The organism is Mucilaginibacter sp. (assembly GCF_028288205.1).
In the GTDB taxonomy this organism is placed as follows: Bacteria; Bacteroidota; Bacteroidia; order Sphingobacteriales; family Sphingobacteriaceae; genus Mucilaginibacter.
On sequence record NZ_JAQBOD010000009.1, the window covers coordinates 1 to 23,399 of the forward strand.

Below are 23,399 nucleotides of genomic sequence, written 5' to 3' on the forward strand. Positions count from 1 at the left end.
CTTTACCGCTGTTAACTTTATCCACAAAAATCGAGGTTATTAACAAAGAAAAAGAAGCAAAAAGAAAGCTTCAACAATAATAATAACCTGTTTATTTTGCTGAAGCTAATCTAAAGGAGATGACAATTTTTATTTAAATTTTCATGTAGTAATTTGTTATTTTGAGCGTCAGCGAGAAATCTATATATACATAAACCATGTGGAATTACAATTTCTACATATACATCACCACCAATCCTATCAAAACAATATTGTATATAGGCGTGACCAATGACCTCAACAGGCGCATACAAGAACACACCGAAAACAAAGGCAACAAAAACTCATTTGCCGGAAAATACTATTGCCATAATTGATCTATTACGAGCATTTTTCAGATATCAATTTTGTGATACAACGGGAGAAGGAAATAAAGAAGTGGAGCAGAAAAAAGAAAATGTCACTAATAGAATCTTTTAACCCTGAATGGACGTTTTTAAATGAGGCAATTAATGAAGAATAACAAATTTGTCATTTCGAGCATCAGCGAGAAATCTATACATTGATAGTTATCCGCTTAGCGCGTGTATAGATCTCTCCCGTTGGTCGAGATGACAAAAGGGACTTTATTTGAAAGCGTTTTTGACTTTCTCCAAAAAAGAAGTGATACCAATATAAATACCATCTTCCCGTATCTCTACAGGATAAGTATCCACATAATCATTTTGACCCGGGTCGCCTTTACCTGTGTGGATATCATAAGCATAACGATGAATAGGACATATTAATTTCCCATCCTTGCACCATCCGCCGCTTAACTCACCACCCGCATGCGGGCAAGTTGCTGCCAGGGCATATATTTCACCCTCATAGCCAACTAAACAAATACCTTTGCCATTAACTTTTACCTTTTTAATAAATGGATTTTTAGTATACTGAATATCAGGCACTTTATACCAAGTCATATCAATTAAAAATCGATCTTCAAATTCATCACCGTTGGGTCCTTAATGGCATCGTCCATAGTAGTTATCAGGGTAACTCTTTTCCTGTCTGCCGATACAATCGCTTTAGGATTATTCACCTTTTTTACCGGTTTGGCAAAATTTAAAATCACCTTGTAGGGCATATCTATCAGCATGGCTTTTGCCATAACTAAAGTGGTTTGGGTCTTTTTTAAGAACGCGTTAAACTTCACCTTATCAACTATGCGGTAAAATTTATGCGGCGTAACTTCGTACGAATAGTAGTCCTGCCCGGCAACCAGTTGCTGCGCGTTAAAACCACGTGCAGGGTCGCTGTTTTTGGTAACTGCATCCAGCTGGTTATTCATAGATATTTTTGAAAGATGTTTCAGGTAATATTCCAGGTCGGCAGCGTTTTTTGCCAGGTGACTAATACTCATCTTCATAACGTTCTTCTTCAGATCCATTTTGATAGATAAGCTGCTGCTCTTGGCCATATTGGCCTCATCTATATTCAGCTTGCGCTCAATGCTATCGGGTAAAGCTGTATAAAAGTTGAGCGTAGTATCCTTCACCACGTTAAACTGCGGGGTTGCTTTAACAGAATCAGACATTAAATTCATAAACACAGATACCGCTCGGCCCATATCAAACCCATACACTACATTACATGAGCCATCCAGCTTAAAATCATAATGCTCCTCAATATCCACGCATGACGTGAAGCAGAGCATTACCGAAAGAAGCATTAGGATGCAGCATTTTTTCATTAATCAAATATAACTGTTTGAGGTGAAAGGTAAAAGGTTAAAGGCAAAAGGTTTTAGGATTATTCTATCTTCATTTTATGAAATTCAAATTTAGATTACCTTTCGCCTTTTACCTCAAAACCATCACCCTAATCTCACTTTCCCCTTTAACCTTTTACCTTTCCCGTCAAAACCTTACCTTTGCACCCTATTATGGCACACCAGGTTCCGGAAGACGGCACATTACTTCCTTTAATGGAAGAATTTTATACGATACAGGGAGAGGGATATCATACCGGTAAAGCTGCCTATTTTATCCGCTTGGGCGGATGTGATGTTGGCTGCCATTGGTGCGACGTTAAAGAAAGCTGGGATGCCGAACTGCACCCGCTTACCGCTGCCGACCGTATTGTTGAAAACGCGGGCATGCACCCTTCTAAAGCAGTAGTGGTTACAGGTGGTGAGCCATTGATCTATAATTTAGATTATCTGACCGCGCAATTACAGCAAAACGGTATCAAAACCTTTATTGAAACATCCGGCGCCTACCCCCTTTCGGGCAATTGGGACTGGATTTGCCTGTCGCCTAAAAAGTTTAAAGCGCCAATGGCGAGCGTTGCAGAACACGCCAATGAGTTGAAGGTAATAATATTTAATAAATCTGATTTTTTATTTGCCGAGCAGCATGCCGAATTGGTACCTGAAGGTTGCAAGCTTTATTTACAGCCAGAGTGGTCAAAGTCAAAAGAAATGATCCCGCTTATTGTTGACTATGTAATGAATAACCCAAAATGGGAAATATCATTACAAACCCATAAGTATTTAAATATTCCTTAAATATTGTAACTTAGAATATTAAATATATTATCAGCAGAAATGAAAAGTACTATTTTGTTTTTTTTATTGCTTTTATTATCTGTTTCCACCTTCGCCCAGGCCCAGTACAGTACTACCAATAAAGAAGCTATAAAGAATTTCGCGTTGGCTAATCAAAGTATTGATGAGCATATGTATGACCAGGCTATTGCACAATTACAAAAAGCTATAGCAGCGGACGCCAATTTTATAGAGGCCCATGCCCAGTTAGGCGATATGATGCACCTGCAACGTAATAATGCCGGCGCCATACAAGAGTTTAAGAAAATTATTGCCCTAAACCCTGATTTTAGCCGCGCTGTTTATCTTAAAGTTGGTGATATTGAAATATCTGAAGCCATGTACCCCGATGCCCTAAAACACGTGCAAAAGTATTTAACCTATGCCGGTATAACAGACGAAAAGAAACTGTATGCACAAAAACTGGCAAAAGATTGTTTGTTTGCTATAGAAGCATTACAGCATCCGGTTACGTTTAAACCCATCAACATGGGCCCCGATATCAACACAGCTAATGATGAATATTCGCCGGTAGCAACAGCTGATGATAATACTATCATATTTACGCGCCAGATTAAGCGTAATGAAGACTTCTTTCAAAGCAGTAAGATAAACTCCGAATGGCAAAAGGCTGTTTATTTAAGTGATAAGATCAATACACCCGATTATAATGAAGGTTCTGAATCCATATCGCAGGATGGCAAATTTCTTTTTTTTACCGGCTGCAACCGCCCTGACGGTCGGGGACGTTGTGATATTTATGTTGCTCAAAAAAAGGGCGACGATTGGGGCAGGCCTTTTGACCTGAGTCCGCCGGTAAATACTTCCGGCTGGGAATCACAACCCTCTATAAGTGCCGATGGGCGCACGCTGTACTTCGTAAGTAATCGCAAGGGCGGTTATGGCGGTTATGATATCTGGAAATCAACCCTTACGGCAAAGGGTTGGGGAGAGCCTGAGAACCTGGGGCCTACTATTAATACTGCTTATAATGAGCAATCGCCGTTTATACATCCGGATGACAGCACGCTGTATTTTTGCTCGAACGGTTGGCCCGGCATGGGTAATCAGGATTTGTTTGTTAGTCGTTTAGGTAAAGATGGTAAATGGAAAGTGCCTCAAAACCTGGGTTATCCAATCAATACCAATGGAGACGAAAGCGGATTATGCTTAACAGCAAATGGCAGCTATGCCTTTTTCTCGTCGAATAAATTAAGTGGTTATGGCGGATTTGATATTTATACTTTTGAAGTACCGCCTAACCTGAGGCCACATATTGTAACCTATGTAAAAGGCTTTGTAAGCGATGCAAAAACCAAACAGCCGCTGGAAGCTGCGGTAGAGATACTTGACCTGGAAAACACTAAACCTGTTTACCAGGATTACAGTTCGTTTGAAAAGGGTGATTTTTTAGCCACCATAGCATCGGGTAAAAACTATGGTTTAAATATTTCAAAGCCAGGATATTTATTTTATTCCGAGAACTTCTCGCTGGTAAAACATACCTCCGGTAATCCGTTTAATATCACGGTTTTTTTAGAACCTATTGAAGTGGGTAATAAAGTGATATTAAAGAATATATTTTTTGATACCAATAAATACGAACTGGAACCTGAATCAAGATCAGAACTGCAAAAGCTGATGGAGTTTTTAGCTTTAAATCCTACAGTACATATTGAAGTATCGGGCCATACAGATAATGTGGGCAATGATGAGCTTAACCAAAAACTATCAGAAAACAGGGCCAAATCTGTTTATGATTATTTAATAAGCCGTAAAGTTGACCCGGCAAGGCTGGTCTATAAAGGCTATGGTAAAACACAACCCATTGCACCTAATCTTACGGACGAGGACAGAGCTAAAAATCGAAGAACTGAGTTTAAGATTACTGCTAAATAGTGTAACCAAACTAACTTTGTAAGCAAAAAACGGGGGCTATTAAACAAAAAAGGAGAAACTTTTAATTTCTCCTTTTTTGTTTAGTTCCCTAATTCCGACATAAACTTTATCCGCATCAGCTGTACTTCTTCGCGGGTATAATCATCGCTGCCTAATTCAACCAGCGCGTCGTCTATCGAGTCTATTTCGGCTGTGCGGAAGTAGTCAAATACTTCTTCCTGCTTATCCTCGTCTATAACCTCATCAATATAATAGTTAAGGTTTAGTTTGGTGCCCGAGTTTACGATGGTTTCAACCTCTTTTAAAACCTCTTCATAGGTTAATCCTTTCGAAGCGGCAATATCATCAAGGTTCAAGTGCCTGTCAATATTCTGAATAATGAAAACCTTAAGTGCCGATTTATTGGCGGCACTTTTTATCACCATATCAATAGGGCGGTCAATATCATTATCCTCAACATATTTTTTTATCAGATCTATAAATGGAGCACCGAATTTTAAAGCCTTCCCTGCTCCTACGCCTGATATTTGTTTCAACTCTTCCTGTGTAATAGGATAATGCGTGCACATTTCCTCTAACGAAGGATCCTGGAACAGCACAAACGGAGGCAGGCCTTTTTGTTTGGCAATTTTCTTGCGCAGATCCTTCAGCATTTGCAGCAATTGGGTATCTAATGCGCCACCGCCTTGTTTTGGGCCGTCTTCTGAATCATCGTCATCGGCAGTCTCAATAACCCGGTTCAATACAAAACGCATACTATGCGGATTATCTAAAAACGAATGACCCAACTTGGTTAAACGCAATAAACCATATTGATCAATATCTTTCGAAAGGTAATTATTAAGCAATGCCTGGCGCAGCAAAGAGTTCCACAATATTTCACCATCATTTTTTCCTGAACCATACAGTTCAAGCAAATGATGCTCATAGTTATGTATTTGCTGATTTTCGCCCCCCATTAAAACACTTATGATATGATGGTCGTCAAACTTCTCACCTATCTGCTTAATTAAGTTTAACGCTTTATGCAACTGCTCTTCGGCATCAAAATGTGTTTTAGACGAGCAGCAGTTATCGCACATGTTATTACAACCGGCCTCGTTAAAGTTTTCGCCAAAATAATGCAGCAATTGTTTACGCCGGCATACAGATGACTCGGCATAATCAATAACTTCTTTTAATATCTGGGTACCAATTTCGCGTTCGGCAACCGGTTTATCCTTCATGAATTTTTGAAGCTTATCAATATCCTTTTGCGAATAGAAAGCAACACAAACACCTTCGCCGCCATCACGCCCTGCACGGCCGGTTTCCTGGTAGTAGCCTTCCATGCTTTTAGGCACATCATGATGAATTACGTAACGCACATCTGGTTTATCTATACCCATGCCAAAGGCTATGGTAGCCACAATTACATCCACATCTTCCATCAGGAATTTGTCTTGCGTATCGGCACGTACCTTAGGGTCCAGACCCGCGTGATAAGGCAATGCCTTAATACCGTTCAATGAAAGCGCTTCGGCTACCTCTTCTACCTTTTTACGGCTTAAGCAGTATATGATGCCCGATTTACCCTGGTTCTGTTTAACATATTTAACTATCTCCTTTATCACATTACGTTTGGCACGTACCTCGTAAAAAAGGTTAGAACGGTTAAATGATGATTTGTAGATAGTAGCATTATTCATCTGCAGGTTTTTTTGTATATCCTGCTGAACTTTTGGCGTAGCTGTAGCCGTTAAAGCTATAATTGGTATATTATCGCCAATATTGCTTATAACCTGGCGTATTTTACGGTATTCGGGCCTAAAATCATGCCCCCACTCTGATATACAATGCGCCTCATCAACCGCTACGAATGAAACTTGATTCAAGCGTAAAAAATCAATATTTTCTTGTTTGGTTAATGATTCCGGGGCTACATAGAGCAGCTTGGTTTTTCCGCTCAATACATCCTCTTTAACCCTTACTATATCTGCTTTTGTTAAAGACGAATTTAAAAAATGTGCTATGCTATCCGATCCTCCGAATGCTCTTAACTGGTCCACCTGATTTTTCATCAGGGCAATAAGGGGAGAAATTACAATGGCAGTACCCTCGCTCATTAATGCGGGTAACTGGTAACACATGGATTTACCACCACCTGTAGGCATGATAACAAAGGTATCGTTACCTGCTAAAATGTTGGTTATTATCGCTTCCTGCTCACCCTTAAAGTTATCAAACCCGAAAAAATTTTGTAGGTTATCAAAAAGCGACTTCTTTGTCTCTATCATTATTATACTTGATCTTGATTATTTAAAAGTTTAAAGTAACAAAAACTTATGAATAAACGATAGATTTACTTTTAAATTTTATACTGAAATGATTATTCTTTAAAACCATCATGCACTAACTCTAAAAATTCAATTAGTACATGATAGCTTTATCACCATTAAAAAACAATTAGACAGATGAAAAACAATTTGTTTATTTTTCCATTTAAATGCTGTAGCTATTTTATCGTTTAATTATTTAGCGTTGTTTAATGATTATTTAACAGATAAATACTCACATTTGCCACACATAATACCAAACTAAATTTCTTTAACAAAAATGAATAAAAACTATTATGCGATAATAATGGCTGGCGGTATCGGAAGCCGTTTCTGGCCTATCAGCAGAACATCACATCCAAAGCAATTTATAGATATACTTGGAACCGGGAAAACACTGATACAAAACACATATGATCGCTTTTTAAAAGTATGCCCTAAAGAAAATATTTTTGTAGTTACTAATGAGAATTATACAGACCTTGTAAAAATTCAGTTGCCGGATATGGCCGACAACCAGATACTGACTGAGCCTGTAATGCGCAACACGGCCCCCTGTATAGCTTATGGCTGCTTTAAAATAGAAAGTATTAATCCTGATGCTGCAATTGTGGTAGCGCCTTCAGATCACCTTATATTAAATGAGGCTGCTTTTGTGGCTACCATTGAAAAATCATTAAAAACTGCAACAGACAATAACTGCCTGATAACCCTGGGTATTAAACCATCAAGGCCCGATACCGGCTATGGTTATATTCAATATACTGAAAAAGCAATTAACAAAGATTTTTACAAGGTGAAAACCTTTACCGAAAAGCCTACGCTTGAAATTGCTAAAACCTTTATCCAAAGCGGCGATTTTTTATGGAACGCGGGCATATTTGTATGGTCGGCAAAAGCAATTATTAGGGCCTTTGAACAATACCTGCCCGAAATGAATGATATTTTTGCCGAGGCGCGTCCGCATTATAATACCGATAGCGAGAAAACACATGTTAACCAGGCCTATATGCAATGCACCAATATCTCTATAGATTATGGGATCATGGAAAAGGCTGATAATGTTTACGTACTGCCATCAGAATTTGGCTGGTCTGACTTAGGCACATGGGCATCAATCTATGAACTGGCTGATAAGGATTATGTTGGCAATGCAGTGATACCGGCCGAAAAGGTGATCATGTATGATTCATCCAATTGCATGGTAAATGTGCCGAGCGATAAGCTGGTTATTTTACAGGGCCTGCATGATTATATTGTTGTAGAATCTAACAATACGCTATTAATTTGCCCACGGGATCAGGAACAGAACGTTAAGAAGGTAGTTGCTGATGTTAAGCAGCAATTTGGAACGAAGTATATTTAGCCCCCAGCTCCCTGAAGGGGGAGTTTTTGAAAAGCTAAAAGCGTCTTAAAATTTTAAGACGCTTTTTTATTATATATCAATTAGTTATGATTGCAATTTTTATATATCTTTAATATCATAAACTCTTCTCTTGTTCCCCCTTCAGGGGGTTAGGGAGCTAAACTCTTAACATTATGAACCCTTCACTAATTAACTGGCCCGCAGTTATAGTTGCGGCATTATCGGCTTTTATGGTCGGTGGATTATGGTATTCTTCTTTTTTGTTTGGCAATGCCTGGTTAACAGAGAGCAACCTAACCAAAGAACATATTAAAGCCGCGGGCAACAACGCAAAAATATTTGGCTTTACCGCGTTGTTCGCGCTCATTAGCTCAGCCAATCTGGCTGCATTTCTGGCTACCCCCACAACAACAACTTCATGGGGTGCAACAGCAGGTTTTTTAGCCGGTATATGGACATTTGCCGCAATTGCAACACATAGTTTGTTTGAACTAAAAAGCTGGCGCTATATTTTTATCAATGGTGGCTACAGTATTGTTTCGCTTACGCTGATGGGGACGATATTGGGTTGCTGGCGATAAGCCTGCGATTAGATTTGACAACTTTTTAAAAGTTGTCAAATCTTTCAAACCTTTATGATAATAATGATTACAAACAACTAATCACTAATCACTAATCTCCAATTAACTAATCACTAACCGCTGCCTTATCGCTTCATACAAAATAACTCCGGTAGCTACCGATACATTCAGTGATTCTATCTCTCCATACATCGGTATTTTAGCTAAATGGTCGGCAATGCGGATGATATCGTTACGCACGCCATCCTCTTCCGATCCCATGATAATGGCGGTTGGTGCGGTGTAATCAGGTTTATAGATATATTCTTTTGTCTTTTCGGTACAGCAAACCAGTTGTAGTCCCGATTCCTGTAAAAACTTAATGGTCTGCATAAAATTATCATGCCTGCAAACAGGTATAGTGTACAAAGCACCGGCTGATGTTTTTATAGCGTCAGGGTTAATTTGTGCCGAGCCTTTAGCCGGTACAACTATGGCGTGTACGCCGCTGCATTCTGCCGTACGGGCAATGGCGCCCATGTTGCGTACATCGGTAATAGAATCTAATACCAATATCAATGGCACCTCTCCTTTTTCAAATATTTGCGGAATAATATCTTCTATTTTTTGATACGTAATTGGCGAAATGAACGCGATAACCCCCTGGTGGTTCTTCATGGTGATGCGGTTCAGCTTTTCAACCGGTACCTGTTGTGCCGTTACCTGATATTCATTAAGCAACCCTTTAAGCTCGTTAAGTAATTCGCCGCCAATGCCACGTTGAATGTATAATGATTCTATTTCTTTACCGGCCTTTATAGCTTCAATAACCGCGCGGATACCAAAAACTACCTGGTTACTTTCACGGCTTTCCCTGTTATTATTATACATTTTATAATTAAATTAAGGGTGTAAAAATAGCCATATTAATTAACTTTATATCGCCTCCCGATAATGCTGTTTGTAGTTATAAATTTTAGCATAGATTACCAAAATCAATTTATTAACAATGCAATAAAAATGGCATTTTACAGCTAAATTTTATATTTTTCAACAAAACGATGTTAACAACAGGTGCCAAAATTTTGATGGTTTGGGCATTTCTGCCATTGAAAAAAAAAGATGTCAACTATGGCTACATCCGGCATTTTTTAGTATATTTTTGACGTATGATTTTTGAGAACGATACACCAAATTACAAGCCTAACACTAACGATAAACGCAGCAGGTTAACCAACCCAACCGCAAACGGTTTGGCAGGTAAACTTCCACCTCAGGCTATTGATCTGGAAGAAGCGGTACTTGGTGCGTTAATGCTCGAGAAAGATGCTTTATCATCAGTTATTGATATTTTACATCCCGGGGTTTTTTATGAAACCCGTCACCAAAAAATATTTAATGCGATACGGGTGTTATTTGAAAAAACATCGCCGGTAGATATCCTGACCGTAACTTCACAACTGCGTAATAATGGCGAGCTGGAAATGATAGGCGGCGCTTATTATATTACCGAGCTAACCAACCGTGTTGCATCAGCGGCTAATATTGAGTTTCACTCGCGTATCATCATTCAAAAATTTATACAGCGCGAGCTGATCAGGATATCGACCGAGGTTATTCACGACGCTTATGAGGATACCACCGATGTACTCGACCTGTTAGATAAAGCAGAAAAGAATCTGTTCGAGATCGCCCAAAACAACCTGCGCCGCGATTCGCGCAAAATGGATGATCTGTTGCACGAAACGCTAAAAGAAATTGAATCATTAAAAGATAAAAAAGACGGCTTGACGGGTGTAGCATCAGGATTTACTGACCTGGACCGTATGACCTCGGGTTGGCAAAAATCCGATTTGGTTATTATAGCTGCCCGCCCTGCGATGGGTAAAACAGCTTTTGTACTAACCTGCGCCCGTAATGCGGCGGTTGATTTTGCAAAACCGGTTGTGGTGTTCTCGCTCGAAATGTCATCTGTTCAATTAGTAAACCGTTTAATATCCGGCGAAACAGAAATCGAACAGGAAAAAATACGTAAAGGAACTTTGGAAGAATGGGAATGGCAACAGATCCACTCGAAAATTGGCCGCTTAGAACAGGCGCCGCTAATTATTGACGACACCCCTGCCTTGAATATATTTGAGTTCCGTGCCAAATGTCGCCGTTTAAAATCACAGCACGATATACAACTGATCATCATTGATTACCTGCAATTAATGCAAGGTAAAAGCGGCGATGGTAAAGGCGGCGGTAACCGCGAGCAGGAAATTGGCAGCATATCAAGAGCGCTAAAATCTGTAGCTAAAGAATTGAATGTACCGGTAATTGCACTATCACAATTAAGCCGTGCGGTGGAGAGCCGGCCCGGTGCCAATAAACGCCCTATGCTTTCAGATCTACGTGAGTCGGGTTCTATCGAGCAGGATGCGGATATGGTATTGTTCCTTTATCGTCCTGAATATTATGGTTTAGATGTAGATGAGGATAACAACCCAACACAAGGCGTAGGCGAAGTAATTATTGCCAAGCACCGTAACGGTGAAACCGGCAGGGTGCGGCTGAAATTTGTGGGCAAATACGTTAAGTTTACCGACCTTGACCAGGGAGAAAACTTCCCTGCATCGGGCAGCGCCTTTACGGGCCTTAATCCGTCAACAGATTTTGATAAACCAAGCAACTTTATTATACGCCCATCAAGAATGGATGATATGGAGGATGAGCCACCGTTTTAACCCCCCGGCCCCCTGAAGGGGGAGTTTTTGATTTGCAACCTGACCATATGAAACATATTTTTAAATTAGCTTTGTTTGCTTTTATTGTTGGTGCTTACTCATGTCATTCTTTGGCAAAAAAAACAGAAGTAGAAAATCCAATAATAGACACTACCACTCCACAAACCAAGGTCGGTGAAATAAAATCTACTCCTGCAAATATTGATTATGGTAAACAAGATGATTCATTAAATAAACCTGGAGATACAAAAATAATCTTCCCCTCTTTTGCTATCAAAATTCCAAATTTTAAGGTTTATAATAGATTTGATAACGATAAATTGGTGTACGAAGTAGATTCTTCCGAAACTACGGTGAGTAACAATAACAAAGGTCTTGTTGTACTAACAGCACAAAAAGACACGGTACATTTAACCATAGGAGTTTATTCTACTAGTTATGACGCTATAGAGGCAATTTCATCCAATAAAGATGACAGATTTAAAATTGAATTCTCCTATCATTTAATTGTTTATCAAAATGATGAGGCTTCCTTTTTATCCAATTCTCCTGTAGATAAAAAAAAGCTTGTTCGATGGAATGGTATGACCGATTATGTTTCCCTGACTGATTCCGCGAATTATTTCTTCAAGTTACCAAGAGCTGCGTATAGTAGTATTTTTATTAAGAATGATATCAAGAAAAAAATAGCTGTAAGGGACACGTTGATTGATTGCCAAAGAGAAGATGATCAAAGATCAACACTTATCTACAAAGGTAAACCTTGTGGTGTTAATCAGGATGTCATTTATTTTAGGATAAGAAAATTTAATAAAAATTCTTTAATTGACACTAAATATATCGGTATAGACCTTCCTTATATAGATTAATAAATCAAAACAATAGTCCCAACACCACCCCGATCACAATAACGAACGGTGTCTTTATCTTAGTAAATTGCAGTAGCAGGAAAGTTGCTATCATGATGAGATAAGCCATCCAGTTTAAACCAAACGGGCGCGTAAGCAATATCAATGCTGTCGCCATAAAACCTACCGCCACGGCATTGATACCGCTTAGTGAGTTTTTAATACGGGCTATCTTTTTAAGGTCGTTCCAAAACGGCACTATGAACAGGATTAAGATAAAGCCCGGTAAATTTATACCCACAACAGCTATAATGCTGCCTATAATTTGCCCGCCAACGCCATAACCTTTATTGCCTAATGTAATTCCGCCTAAAAATGAGGTAAAAGAAAAAGTTGGCCCGGGTAATGCCTGTTGTAGCGCATATCCCGAAAGAAACTCAGAGCTGCTTAGGTAATGCTTTACTTCAACAAATTCGGTATACATCAGCGGTACTAATACCTGCCCGCCGCCAAATATCAGTATGCCGTTACGGTAAAAATTTTCGAACAAACGTATGGGTAAACTAAATGGCGATGTGCGGTTTATTAAAGCGCCCAATGCCGCGAATGTGAGTAGTATTCCTATAAAATAAGTAACCTTTTTGGGGTTTACATTGGCAAATAATTTTACCCTTAGTTCACTTTCCTGGGGCTGGGTTTCGAGGGCCGATGAAAATATCCCACCCAATAAAATAAGAATAGGGAAAGCATAAGGGTTTTGCAAAATAAGCGTAACTATAAGCGAGCTTATAGCCAGCATAGTACTTACCCTTGTTTTTAAAAATTTGTTTGCAAAAGTATAAGTTGCATAAGCCACTATACCCACGGCCATGGGTTGTATAAACCGCAATATATCTGCAACCTTACCCCGGTTGGCAAACATTTTATAACTAATAGCCGCCATACACATTATAGTGGCCGATGGCAGCACCCATATAAAAAAAGTAACAATTGCCAGCCATAAACCGCCAACCTTCCAGGCAATGCCAATTAACGTTTGTGTTGATGACGGGCCGGGTAAAACTTGCGATAACGCATTCAGCTCCATTAATTCCTCTTCGGTAATGTAGCGGCGTTTTTGCACAAATTCGCGTAGCATGATAGCCAAATGTGCCTGTGGTCCGCCAAATGCACTTAGGGTGTACAGCACGGCATCGCGTAGAAAGAGAAGTTGGCGTTTTTTCATACGATCGATGGCTTTTGCGGTGACAATTCACCCGGTCTTTGCTTCGCTCGACCACCCTCTCTTCCCCAAGCGGGAAAGAGGGTTAATTCTTTTTTTAGTTTTTCAACCCTCTTTCCGCCAAAGGCGAAGAGAGGGTCGGCCAGCGCAGCGTAGCCGGGGTGAGTCCACGGCGCGCGTTTGTAATAACCATCCACGTATACCCTGGTTGGGTGGGGCTGCCTAATAATCATCATCTTCATCATAACCGATAAGTTCCCGGTAAACGGCCTGCAATTCAGAGAAAGCATGGTTGTCTCGCTTTACTTTGGTTATTTCCATGCCCTTTTCGTAAGTATTTATGGCGTCCTGCTTTCTGTCAAGCGCCTCATATAATTTACCTAAATGATAATAAGTGCCAGAGTATTGCGGATGATTATTAACCAGATCCTCATAATATGCTAATGCCCTATCAGCCTGATTTAAACGGAGATACTCTGTTGCTAATGCGTATTTTAAAAATTCGTCGTTGGGTTCATTTTTTATAAATTCCAGTAGCTTTTCTAATCTGCTTATCTCCATTTTTAAACGCTATGTTTTTTAACTAAATTTGTAAAAACCTATTTTTATGAAATCATCAGGAACCACTGCTAAAAACAAACATACTGTTCCTGATAGCTTCATTACCATTAAAAGCAAATTACTACAATGAAAATACTTGTGTGTATAAGTAATGTACCTGATACCACCACAAAAATAACCTTTACTGACAACAACACCCAATTTAATACAAATGGGGTGCAGTTTATATTAAACCCTTATGACGAAATAGCCCTTGCGCGTGCTATTGAGTTAACCGAAGGCACCGGTACAGTAACCGTTATAAATGTTGGCGAGGCTAATACAGAGCCCACTATACGCAAAGCGCTGGCTATTGGCGCTACCGATGCGGTACGTATTAATGCCAAACCGCACGATGCCTGGTATGTGGCTTATCAAATAGCGCAGTATATAAAAGCAAACCCTTTCGACCTGGTTTTAACCGGGCGCGAATCTATAGACTATAACGGATCAAAGGTTGCCGGGATGTTGGGCGAATTGTTGGACCTGCCGTCGGTGTCTATTATCAAAAAACTGGAGGTGGATGGCGATAAAGCAACCGTTGAGCGCGAAATTGAAGGCGGTAAAGAAGTATTAACTATCCCCTTCCCTTTTATAGCCGGTACCGCCGAGAGTGTTGCCGAACCTAAAATACCTAATATGCGGGGCATTATGTCTGCCCGTACCAAGCCATTAACTATTGTTGAGCCTGTTGAGGTAAAAACAAATTCAGAGATAATTAGTTATGAAACACCGGCACCCCGCGGACAAGTAAAGCTTGTACCGGCAGATGATGCCGCAAAACTGGTGGAATTGCTACATACAGAAGCAAGGGTTATATAATTATTAATAAGATAAGTAAACTATGTCAGTTTTAATATATGCGGAAAATGCCGGCGGTAAATTCAAAAAATCAACTTTTGAAGCAGTAAGCTACGCCCGTGCAATTGCCGATCAAAATAACACCGGTCTTATTGCCATTTCTATTGGCGATGTTAGTGCCGACGAATTAAATGCATTAGCTAAATATGGGGCCGAAAAAATATTAAATGTATCTAACGCTAAACTAAAAAACTTTGTTAACCAGGCTTATGCTTCCGTTATTGCCGAAGCCGCTAAAAAACAGGGTGCAGATATTGTAGTACTATCAAATTCATTTTCGGGCCGTGGCTTAGCGCCAAGATTAGGTGTTAAGTTAGATGCAGGTATAGTTGATGGCGCTGTATCATTGCCTGATCAAAGTGGTGGCAAGTTTCATGTTAAAAAAACAGCCTTTTCGGGTAAAGCGTTTGCAATGGTCGAATTAACATCGGCCAATAAAGTAATAGCGCTTACGCCTAATTCTTATAAAATAGTTGAAACCGCGAAACCCGCACAGGTTGAAGACTTTAGCGTAGAAACTAAAGAATCAGACTTTAAAGCAATGCTGAAAGAGATAGTACGCTCAACAGACAAAGTATCTTTGCCTGATGCCGAGATAGTAGTATCCGGGGGCCGTGGCTTAAAAGGACCTGAAAACTGGGGTATGATAGAGGAATTAGCCGATCTGTTAGGCGCGGCTACTGCCTGCTCAAAACCGGTATCAGATGCCGGATGGCGGCCCCATAGTGAACATGTTGGGCAAACCGGCATAGCTGTCAGTCCAAATTTGTATATTGCAATAGGAATTTCGGGCGCTATACAGCATTTGGCGGGTATCAGTTCATCGAAGGTGATCGTAGTTATAAATAAGGATGCCGAGGCTCCCTTTTTTAAAGTAGCCGATTATGGCATAGTTGGTGATGCCTTTGAAGTAGTACCAAAATTAATAGCAGCAATTAAAGAACATAAAACCTTAGCATAAAAGAGGATCTGTTGTGATGGGTAATAATATGAAAAAAATAAAGCTCGATATTGTGGGTTTGTCATACAGTCAAACCCAATCAGGTGCATATGCACTGGTTTTGGGCGAAGTTAGCGGCAGGCGCAGGCTCCCTATTATTATAGGAAGCTTTGAGGCACAGGCTATTGCTATCGAAATAGAAAAAATGACCCCAAGCAGGCCGCTCACGCATGACTTGTTTAAAAGCTTTGCCGAGGCCTACCATATAATGGTTCAGGAGGTTATTATATATAATTTGGTTGATGGGATATTCTATTCAAAATTGATCTGTTCTGACGGGAAAAAGTTAATGGAAATTGATGCCCGCACATCTGATGCCATTGCTATAGCGGTAAGATTTGACTGCCCTATTTATACTTATGAATTTATTCTTTCAAGCGCGGGTATTGTAATTGAGGGTAATGATTTTGTTTACCTGGAAAATATTACAGAAACACCAGAGGAGATAAACCCTGTTACATCAGCTTCAGGCTTTTCTGCTTTAAGTACCGACGAATTAAAAACCAAACTACAAGAGGCCCTCACCGAAGAATCATACGAAAAAGCCGCTAAAATACGCGATGAACTAAATCGCCGTAAAGCGTCGTAAATTCAATCCTTATCGTCATCTTTACAGATGCATAGATTGCTCACTACCGCTACCTATGACATATTTAAACTATGTGACTGGATGTCATCCTGAGCTCCGTCGAAGGGTGAGTGCAAAGGCCTCCCCGCGTATCCTTCGACGGGCTCAGGATGACAACGCTCTTACGTCATTTCACCTTAAAATTTCGCGAAATTTATACTCGGATAATGACATTGGTGGTTTATTTTTGTAGTCTAACTATCAAACTTCTCTAACAACTTCAACAACGTTTCAAAATCCTTTGGATAAGGGGCATGAATGGTGACAGCGGTGCCATCCATTATTTTAAAAGTAACCTCGTAAGCATGCAGAGCAAAACGCTTCATAATGGGCAGCTCTTCCTGGTCCTTACCTAAATGGTACTTACGCTTGATAGAAGATAGAAAAACCGGCTTGCCTTTATACATTTCATCGCCTGATATGGATGCACGCTGTGTAGCCAAATGTATACGTATTTGGTGCATACGGCCGGTTACAGGCCGGCATTCAACCAATGTATAATGTTTAAAGTATTTTATAGATTGGAACCAGGTTTCGGCACGCTTACCTTCCTGCCTGCTTATGGTTACATTACCTTTACCTACATTAAGTATTGGCAGATCGACCAGTAATTTTTCGAACACATGCGTGCCGTCAATTACAGCATGGTATACTTTGTTAACCTGGCGCTTCTCAAACTGCATTGACACGGTACGATATGCTTCCGGGTTTTTAGCTATAATTAAAGCCCCAGAGGTCTCTTTATCTAACCGGTGACATATCTGTGCATCTGCCGAATAATCTTTAGCTAAACGCAGTATATTGATCTCGCCGCCCTCACGTTCATCAAGCGAGCTTATAAAAGCGGGCTTGTTTATTACAATAAGGTCATCATCTTCAAAAAGTATCAGATCGGCAAATTTGGGAATCTTCATGTATTAAATTATAGGTGGCAAAAATACAGTTTTTAAATTTAACCTCTAACCACTCGTCATTGCGATTTCTATGGTTTAAGCAAGTGTTAGTTGATAATTTTTTTGATAAAGTCTATTTTGGTTTACACAAGCAAAAACACGGTGTATCAGTTTATTTCTTACAGCATTGATGACTGACATCTTGTTTTTGTTCTGTGCTACCTTTCATTGGTAAAAAGCGTCCATATCCTGATTATAGCATATAACCACCATTGCTGCAAGGTGCAGTAACGTCTTCATGGGCTTGTTAGCCTGATGCGATACTCTTGATCTGCCACGTATACTGCTGCCCGAAGAATGTTCAAAAGGAGCAACACCGGAATAGCAGGCGAACTTTGATGGTTCATTGATATCCTTAAATTCGTTTGTACACACAATCATAGCCGTTGCCGTTATTTTTCCAATACCTTGTACAGAAGTAACAATATTAAAAAGTCTTTTAAGAGGCTCATCGCTGGCAATTAATTGATCAATGGCCTGCTTCTACTTTTTTAAGATCATCAGTAAGGGCATCCGTCGTGGCTTTGCAAAGCTTTAATGTTTGTTTGGCTAATGTTTTATCAATAACAGCCTGTTTATTTGTTGTCACAAACCTAAAGGAGGAACGAAGTAATCTCTGCACATGCAAATCAAATGGGAGTAAATTTCTTTTTGGAACAATCATTAAAATGACTTTCTTATTTACTGTCCTATGTAGAGATTGCTTCGTTCCTCGCAATGACGCGCGCGAGATAGTGGCTCAGTGGGTTACTACTATACCCTCTATCAATTCACTATAAAAATCCGGCCCACCCCGCTATTGCAAGCGTCTATAATAAATTAGCTGGTCCTGAAATAGGTTACGCTAAATGCATATCTATCTTTAAGTGACACTATATTGTCAGTGATTTTGTTTCATGTTATCAAAATCCATCGATATTAGTCCAAAATCTTGTTTCACACTCACGTGAAACAAGCTAACAGTTTTAACTACATATTCCCTTCAATCAGTTCACTATAAAAATCGGGCACACTCATACCGGCGGCCCTTACCTGCTGTGGTATAAGGCTGTTTGATGATTGGCCGGGTGTGGTATTTATTTCAATGAAATAGAAATCCAGTGTTTCGTCCAATAAAATAAAATCTATACGTACCATTCCGCGACAATTCAGGCGCAGGTAAACCTCGGTCAATATTTCAGCTATTTGCGCGTCTTTTTCAGGACTTAGATCGGCCGGTGTAATTTCTTCGGATACGCCTGTTGTATATTTTGCTTCATAATCAAAAAAATCTTTTGATGTGATGATCTCTGTGGCGGGCAAAACCGTTATTTTTCCATGCAAACGTGCAATGCCGCGGGTAAATTCGCGGCCCTTTATAAATTCTTCCACCAGTATTTGCTCGTCCTCATTAAAAGCTTTGGTTATGGCATCGGGCAACGCGGCCGCGTTATAAACCTTACTCATACCAACACTGCTGCCGCCATTATTAGGCTTTATAAACAACGGAAACTTTAGGGTTGACGCAATGGTGCCAATATCATGACCATCTTTTTTAAACAACCGCATAGAACGTGCCGTATGCAAACCATGAATGCCATGCACAATGGTTTTAGTATAAGCCTTGTTCATACTGATGGCTGATGTGGTTACATCACAGGTATTGTACGGAATGTTTACCATATCAAGATAGCCTTGCATCTTACCATCTTCGCCCGGGGTACCGTGAATGGTAATAAAGGCAAAATCGAATTTTATCTTTTTGCCATCAACTGTAATGCTGAAATCATTTTTATCAACATCTATCCTATTGCTTCCCTGCTCATAAAACCAACGGTCGCGGTTTATAAATATAGTGTATACGTTATACTTATCCTTATCTAAATTGACAGCAATATTTTGCGCGCTGTTTAGTGAAACTTCATATTCGCCGGTAAAGCCTCCGGCCAAAAGTGCTATGTTTTTGATTATCATACGGCCAAATATAATTATTTTTTAAAGCAGGGTAACTAATTAGTACATTACTTTTTCAAACTACATAAATCCGAAATTATCCTTATGTTTGATGCTTAATTAAGTATAATTACACCTACTTGCAGATGAATAAATTTGGGGCTTATATAAAAACTAAATCTTTCCGCAACACTTTGTTGTTTGCTATAGGTTCTGTAATAACAGTGGTTTTAATTGCATTTTTCAGCCTGGGTTTTTATACCAATCACGGATCTGGCATACCTGTACCTAAATTAAAGGGGATGCCTATTGACAGGGCCATTAGTATATTAAAAGATCAGGGGTTTAACTACGAGATAGATTCTGTTTACAGGGGCGATGCCCCCCCGGGAACCGTGGTGGAGCAAGATCCTGATCCAGAGACAAACGTTAAAGAAAACCGGGTGATTTATTTAACCATGGTAACCCGTCAGGCACCTGCCATACCTTTGCCCGATATTGAACAAAAATCATTCATTGAAGCAGAAGCTGTTTTACTAAATAATGGTTTAAAGGTTGGCGATACTACCTACCGCGCTGATATTGCGCGTAATGTGGTATTAGAGGTAAGGTTAGGTGGGCAAATTATCAAAACCGGTACAAAGATCCCTAAAGGCTCTAAAATTGATTTGACATTGGGTGATGGCGCAGGTGCAAGTGAAGTAGAGGTACCTGATTTAATAAATCAGAATTTAAACGACATGAAGTTTGTGATAAATCAGTCGCGTTTAACCATAGGTACAATAACTTACCAGGGCAGTATTACAGACTCTACCAATTTAATAATAATTGGGCAATCACCAATGAAAACAGATTCGGCAACTAAAGTGAGCATAGGTACAAGAATAAACCTTACAGTTATACAAGGCAAAAAATAGCTAATGTATCAAATTGATGCACATACACTAATAAACAGGTTGCACAATGGCGAAATTCTAAATTTGCTGGATGTGCGTCAGGAAATAGAGTACCATACCTATAACATTGGCGGTTATAATGTTCCATTATCAAAATTAAATAAAAACCCGGGCCAAATAAACTATAACAAAACAGACGAAATTATTGTTGTATGCAAAGTTGGATTGCGCAGCAAAACAGCCCAATCAATTTTGATAAATAATGGTTATCAAAATGTAAAAAACTTAAAAGGCGGATTAATCGCGCTGCAAAAATTACAGCGCTAATAATATTTTAAAACATCATGACTAAACAAAAAACATCATCAGGCGGGACATTCAGGAAATTTATTATTGCCCTGATAGTGTTGGTTGTTATAGGATTGGGGGGCACCTTAATATTTTATTACCTAAGATACTTCGGACCTAATGTAACAGGTAAAGAGGAGTATTTATATATACACACCGGCGAAAACTTTGATGATGTATATAAAACCATCAGAGATAAAGGGATTGTAAAAGATACTACCACTTTTTCATGGACGGCTCATAATATGAAATATGTGGGCCGTGTAAAACCCGGCAAATATCGCTTGCATAAAGGGATGAGTAATCGCAAATTGATCAGGATGCTTCAATTAGGAGAGCAAGAGCAGGTGGAGTTATCTTTTCATGTTTTTAGAACTAAAGAACAGTTTGTAGCATTTGTAAGTAAAAAATTGGAGGCTGATTCATTAACCCTGCTTCATTATCTTGATTCTGCAAAATTTGTACAAGAATATGGCTTTAATACTGATAATGCATTTGTAATGATAATGCCCGATACTTACCAGCTATACTGGAACGTATCGCCCGAAAAGTTTTTTAAACGAATGTATTCACATTATGAAAACTTTTGGACACCAGAACGTAAGCAACAGGCTGCTGCTATAGGCTTTAGCCAGCCGCAGGTATCTATACTGGCATCTATTGTTGATGCCGAGGCTGTTTATGACGATGAGATGCCCACTATTGCCGGTTTATACCTTAACAGACTACATAAGGGCATGAAGCTGGAGTCTGACCCTACCGTAATTTTTGCCATGCAAGATTTTAGCATTCATCGTGTATTAAATAAACAACTTAGGGTTATTTCGCCCTATAATACGTATTTGCATACTGGCCTGCCGCCCGGGCCTATTATGATGCCTTCAGTAAATGCGGTAAAGGCCGTACTTAATTACCAAAAGAATAATTATTTATATATGGTAGCCAAAGAAGATTTTTCAAACAGACATAACTTTGCTACCAACGTGGCCGAGCATAATATAAATGCTAATAAATTCCGTAAGGCGCTGGACGAACATAACATTAAAAAATAATGTTTGAATATTCTACCAAAATACGGGTGCGCTATGGCGAAACTGACCAGATGGGATACATGTATTATGGCAACTATGCCGAGTTTTATGAGGTTGGCCGGGTTGAAATGCTGCGCAGCCTTGGACTAACTTACAGCGGTATGGAAGCATCGGGCATAATGATGCCTGTGCTGGAGATGAAGAGTAAGTATTTAAAGCCTGCTTTATACGATGAGGAGATTACGGTAAAAGTAATTATGGATAAAATGCCGGGTGTTAAAATTCATTTCAGGTATGAGCTTTATAATGAAAAAGAAGAACTGATACACCTGGCCGAAACCTTATTGGTATTTGTGAATATGACAAACAATAGGCCCTGCTTGCCAACATCAGAATTTCTTGAAAAATTAAAAACATATTTTGAGTAAATTAGCTTCCAATGAGATGGCTGCATCGTTTATTACTTCGGATTAAAACATACCGGACCTTTATTAAATGGACCAAATCTGTTGTACTGCCGGGGTTTGGCAATCTTTCCATTTATGCAGTTGCTATTTCTTTAATAAATGAGTTTTTAGAAGACTCACTGCTAAACAAGGCATCATCCCTGGCTTACAACTTTATGCTGGCGTTTTTTCCGGGTGCGCTATTTTTATTTACGCTGATAGCCTATATACCGGTTAATAATTTCCAGGAAAAACTATTAGAACTATTGCATACTATTATGCCAACGTATGCTTACCTGGCCTTTGAAAGTACTATTGAGGATATTATAAAACATCAAAATGCCGGCCTGCTATCGTTAGGTTTTATATCGGCATTGTATTTTGCCACCAATGGGGTAAGCAACTTAATGCAAGCATTTAATAATTCATCACTCATACTTGAAAAACGAAGCTGGTTTAAACGCCGTGGCATAGCTATGCTACTTACGGTTGTAATAAGCATAGCACTTATAATTGCTATTGCTATGATGATAGCTGGCGAAAGTGTGATAACCTATATGCAAAGCCATGTGGCCAGCAAAAGCCATTTTTGGATATACCTGCTTACCTTATCCAGGTGGTTAATTATTGTAATTATATTTTTTGTTACCATTTCCTTACTTTATCGTTACGGGCCATCACATAAATTAAAGTGGGGCTTTTTAAATCCCGGGGCTATATTGGCAACAGGGCTTGCCATTTTAACATCGCTGGGCTTTACTTATTATATCAATAACTTTGCATCATATAATAAATTATATGGCTCTATAGGTACCCTTATCGTGGTAATGTTATGGTTGTACTTAAACTCACTTATCTTGTTAATTGGCTTTGAACTAAACGCAAGTATTGACCTCTCCAAACGAAATTTAAAAATTGTAAAACCACGTTTTAATTCCTTCCGTGCCGAAAAACTAATAAAATAAACTCTCAAAAACTTAACTATCAGTCGATTACAAACTCTCAATCAATTGTTAAAAAAAGTGAGATTCAAGTTTGGCAATTCGGCCCGGTTTTGTACTTTTGACCCCGGAGAGCTGGCAGAGTGGTCGATTGCGGCAGTCTTGAAAACTGTTGACTGTAACAGGTCCTGGGGTTCGAATCCCTAGCTCTCCGCTGAGAATAAAATGTGAACCCAAAACTCACATTTTATATGA

The 23,399-nt window shown here is 39.4% G+C and carries 24 protein-coding genes and 1 tRNA gene; 16 read left to right on the plus strand and 9 right to left on the minus strand.

All coding sequences use genetic code 11. The features are described from left to right. The first annotated feature begins 197 nt into the window (after nucleotides 1-197). Nucleotides 198-356, plus strand: coding sequence for a GIY-YIG nuclease family protein (locus tag JWR23_RS01450; RefSeq protein ID WP_299511997.1), 159 nt, complete (start codon nucleotides 198-200; stop codon nucleotides 354-356). Nucleotides 357-605: 249 nt separating this feature from the next. On the opposite strand, the gene JWR23_RS01455 is transcribed toward JWR23_RS01450, so the two are convergent. Both JWR23_RS01455 and JWR23_RS01460 read right to left on the minus strand, forming a co-directional pair. After that, entirely contained in the window at nucleotides 606-944 is a 339-nt protein-coding gene (locus tag JWR23_RS01455) for a Rieske 2Fe-2S domain-containing protein (RefSeq protein ID WP_299511999.1), read from the minus strand. Between the two features lie 5 nt (nucleotides 945-949). Then, nucleotides 950-1,714: a hypothetical protein gene (locus tag JWR23_RS01460; RefSeq protein WP_299512002.1), complete on the minus strand. Its 765-nt coding sequence runs from the start codon at nucleotides 1,712-1,714 to the stop codon at nucleotides 950-952. Between the two features lie 192 nt (nucleotides 1,715-1,906). On the opposite strand from JWR23_RS01460, the gene JWR23_RS01465 reads away from it, so the two are divergent. Further along, complete coding sequence (locus JWR23_RS01465) at nucleotides 1,907-2,530, plus strand: 7-carboxy-7-deazaguanine synthase QueE (RefSeq protein WP_299512005.1); 624 nt, start codon at nucleotides 1,907-1,909, stop codon at nucleotides 2,528-2,530. 39 nt (nucleotides 2,531-2,569) lie between these two features. Further along, nucleotides 2,570-4,468, plus strand: coding sequence for an OmpA family protein (locus JWR23_RS01470; RefSeq protein WP_299512007.1), 1,899 nt, complete (start codon nucleotides 2,570-2,572; stop codon nucleotides 4,466-4,468). Between the two features lie 80 nt (nucleotides 4,469-4,548). Here the strand turns inward: JWR23_RS01470 and recQ are convergent, their stop codons facing one another. Further along, nucleotides 4,549-6,741 (minus strand): DNA helicase RecQ, encoded by a 2,193-nt coding sequence (gene recQ / locus JWR23_RS01475; RefSeq protein WP_299512120.1) that lies wholly within the window; start codon nucleotides 6,739-6,741, stop codon nucleotides 4,549-4,551. A gap of 322 nt (nucleotides 6,742-7,063) precedes the next feature. Here recQ and JWR23_RS01480 point away from each other — a divergent pair, with 322 nt between their 5' ends. Together JWR23_RS01480 and JWR23_RS01485 are read left to right on the plus strand one after the other, a co-directional pair. Further along, nucleotides 7,064-8,149, plus strand: coding sequence for a mannose-1-phosphate guanylyltransferase (locus JWR23_RS01480; RefSeq protein ID WP_299512009.1), 1,086 nt, complete (start codon nucleotides 7,064-7,066; stop codon nucleotides 8,147-8,149). Nucleotides 8,150-8,322: 173 nt separating this feature from the next. After that, complete coding sequence (locus tag JWR23_RS01485) at nucleotides 8,323-8,730, plus strand: DUF1761 domain-containing protein (protein WP_299512011.1); 408 nt, start codon at nucleotides 8,323-8,325, stop codon at nucleotides 8,728-8,730. 102 nt (nucleotides 8,731-8,832) lie between these two features. On the opposite strand, the gene rlmB is transcribed toward JWR23_RS01485, so the two are convergent. Next, on the minus strand, nucleotides 8,833-9,600 hold the full coding sequence (gene rlmB / locus JWR23_RS01490) for a 23S rRNA (guanosine(2251)-2'-O)-methyltransferase RlmB (RefSeq protein WP_299512013.1): 768 nt from the start codon (nucleotides 9,598-9,600) through the stop codon (nucleotides 8,833-8,835). Nucleotides 9,601-9,878: 278 nt separating this feature from the next. On the opposite strand from rlmB, the gene dnaB reads away from it, so the two are divergent. Next, nucleotides 9,879-11,438, plus strand: a complete 1,560-nt coding sequence (dnaB, locus tag JWR23_RS01495) for a replicative DNA helicase (protein ID WP_299512015.1) — start codon at nucleotides 9,879-9,881, stop codon at nucleotides 11,436-11,438. Nucleotides 11,439-11,485: 47 nt separating this feature from the next. After that, a complete protein-coding gene (locus tag JWR23_RS01500; protein WP_299512018.1) occupies nucleotides 11,486-12,307 on the plus strand; it encodes a hypothetical protein in 822 nt (273 codons plus the stop codon). Nucleotides 12,308-12,311: 4 nt separating this feature from the next. Here JWR23_RS01500 and chrA read toward each other — a convergent pair whose 3' ends face one another. Together chrA and JWR23_RS01510 are read right to left on the minus strand one after the other, a co-directional pair. Beyond that, complete coding sequence (gene chrA / locus JWR23_RS01505) at nucleotides 12,312-13,511, minus strand: chromate efflux transporter (protein ID WP_299512020.1); 1,200 nt, start codon at nucleotides 13,509-13,511, stop codon at nucleotides 12,312-12,314. Between the two features lie 219 nt (nucleotides 13,512-13,730). Further along, nucleotides 13,731-14,069: a CDC27 family protein gene (locus JWR23_RS01510; RefSeq protein ID WP_299512022.1), complete on the minus strand. Its 339-nt coding sequence runs from the start codon at nucleotides 14,067-14,069 to the stop codon at nucleotides 13,731-13,733. Nucleotides 14,070-14,195: 126 nt separating this feature from the next. Between JWR23_RS01510 and JWR23_RS01515 the strand changes: the two genes are divergently transcribed. Genes JWR23_RS01515 through JWR23_RS01525 form a run of 3 tightly spaced genes read left to right on the plus strand, consistent with a single transcriptional unit; the run spans nucleotide 14,196 to nucleotide 16,558 of the window. Next, on the plus strand, nucleotides 14,196-14,930 hold the full coding sequence (locus JWR23_RS01515; protein WP_299512024.1) for an electron transfer flavoprotein subunit beta/FixA family protein: 735 nt from the start codon (nucleotides 14,196-14,198) through the stop codon (nucleotides 14,928-14,930). 22 nt (nucleotides 14,931-14,952) lie between these two features. After that, on the plus strand, nucleotides 14,953-15,930 hold the full coding sequence (locus JWR23_RS01520; RefSeq protein ID WP_299512027.1) for an electron transfer flavoprotein subunit alpha/FixB family protein: 978 nt from the start codon (nucleotides 14,953-14,955) through the stop codon (nucleotides 15,928-15,930). A gap of 28 nt (nucleotides 15,931-15,958) precedes the next feature. Further along, entirely contained in the window at nucleotides 15,959-16,558 is a 600-nt protein-coding gene (locus JWR23_RS01525) for a bifunctional nuclease family protein (protein WP_299512030.1), read from the plus strand. A gap of 233 nt (nucleotides 16,559-16,791) precedes the next feature. Here the strand turns inward: JWR23_RS01525 and JWR23_RS01530 are convergent, their stop codons facing one another. From JWR23_RS01530 to JWR23_RS01540, 3 genes are all read right to left on the minus strand, one after another. After that, nucleotides 16,792-17,511: a pseudouridine synthase gene (locus JWR23_RS01530; protein WP_299512033.1), complete on the minus strand. Its 720-nt coding sequence runs from the start codon at nucleotides 17,509-17,511 to the stop codon at nucleotides 16,792-16,794. A 204-nt stretch (nucleotides 17,512-17,715) separates the two neighbouring features. After that, a complete protein-coding gene (locus tag JWR23_RS01535; protein ID WP_367277503.1) occupies nucleotides 17,716-18,024 on the minus strand; it encodes an IS110 family transposase in 309 nt (102 codons plus the stop codon). A 495-nt stretch (nucleotides 18,025-18,519) separates the two neighbouring features. After that, a complete protein-coding gene (locus tag JWR23_RS01540; RefSeq protein WP_299512125.1) occupies nucleotides 18,520-19,500 on the minus strand; it encodes a D-alanine--D-alanine ligase in 981 nt (326 codons plus the stop codon). 128 nt (nucleotides 19,501-19,628) lie between these two features. On the opposite strand from JWR23_RS01540, the gene JWR23_RS01545 reads away from it, so the two are divergent. From JWR23_RS01545 to JWR23_RS01570, 6 genes are all read left to right on the plus strand, one after another. Beyond that, nucleotides 19,629-20,399 (plus strand): PASTA domain-containing protein, encoded by a 771-nt coding sequence (locus JWR23_RS01545; RefSeq protein ID WP_299512036.1) that lies wholly within the window; start codon nucleotides 19,629-19,631, stop codon nucleotides 20,397-20,399. 3 nt (nucleotides 20,400-20,402) lie between these two features. Further along, nucleotides 20,403-20,705: a rhodanese-like domain-containing protein gene (locus tag JWR23_RS01550; RefSeq protein ID WP_299512041.1), complete on the plus strand. Its 303-nt coding sequence runs from the start codon at nucleotides 20,403-20,405 to the stop codon at nucleotides 20,703-20,705. 17 nt (nucleotides 20,706-20,722) lie between these two features. Next, a complete protein-coding gene (mltG, locus tag JWR23_RS01555; RefSeq protein WP_299512046.1) occupies nucleotides 20,723-21,778 on the plus strand; it encodes an endolytic transglycosylase MltG in 1,056 nt (351 codons plus the stop codon). Further along, nucleotides 21,778-22,185, plus strand: a complete 408-nt coding sequence (locus JWR23_RS01560) for a thioesterase family protein (protein ID WP_299512051.1) — start codon at nucleotides 21,778-21,780, stop codon at nucleotides 22,183-22,185. The genes mltG and JWR23_RS01560 overlap by 1 nt, the downstream gene beginning before the upstream one ends. Nucleotides 22,186-22,196: 11 nt before the next feature. Next, the gene (locus tag JWR23_RS01565; RefSeq protein WP_299512055.1) at nucleotides 22,197-23,168 is read left to right on the plus strand and encodes a YihY/virulence factor BrkB family protein; all 972 of its coding nucleotides are present in this window, start codon (nucleotides 22,197-22,199) and stop codon (nucleotides 23,166-23,168) included. A gap of 105 nt (nucleotides 23,169-23,273) precedes the next feature. Beyond that, nucleotides 23,274-23,358: transfer RNA gene (locus JWR23_RS01570), tRNA-Ser, on the plus strand. The last annotated feature ends 41 nt before the right edge of the window (nucleotides 23,359-23,399 follow it).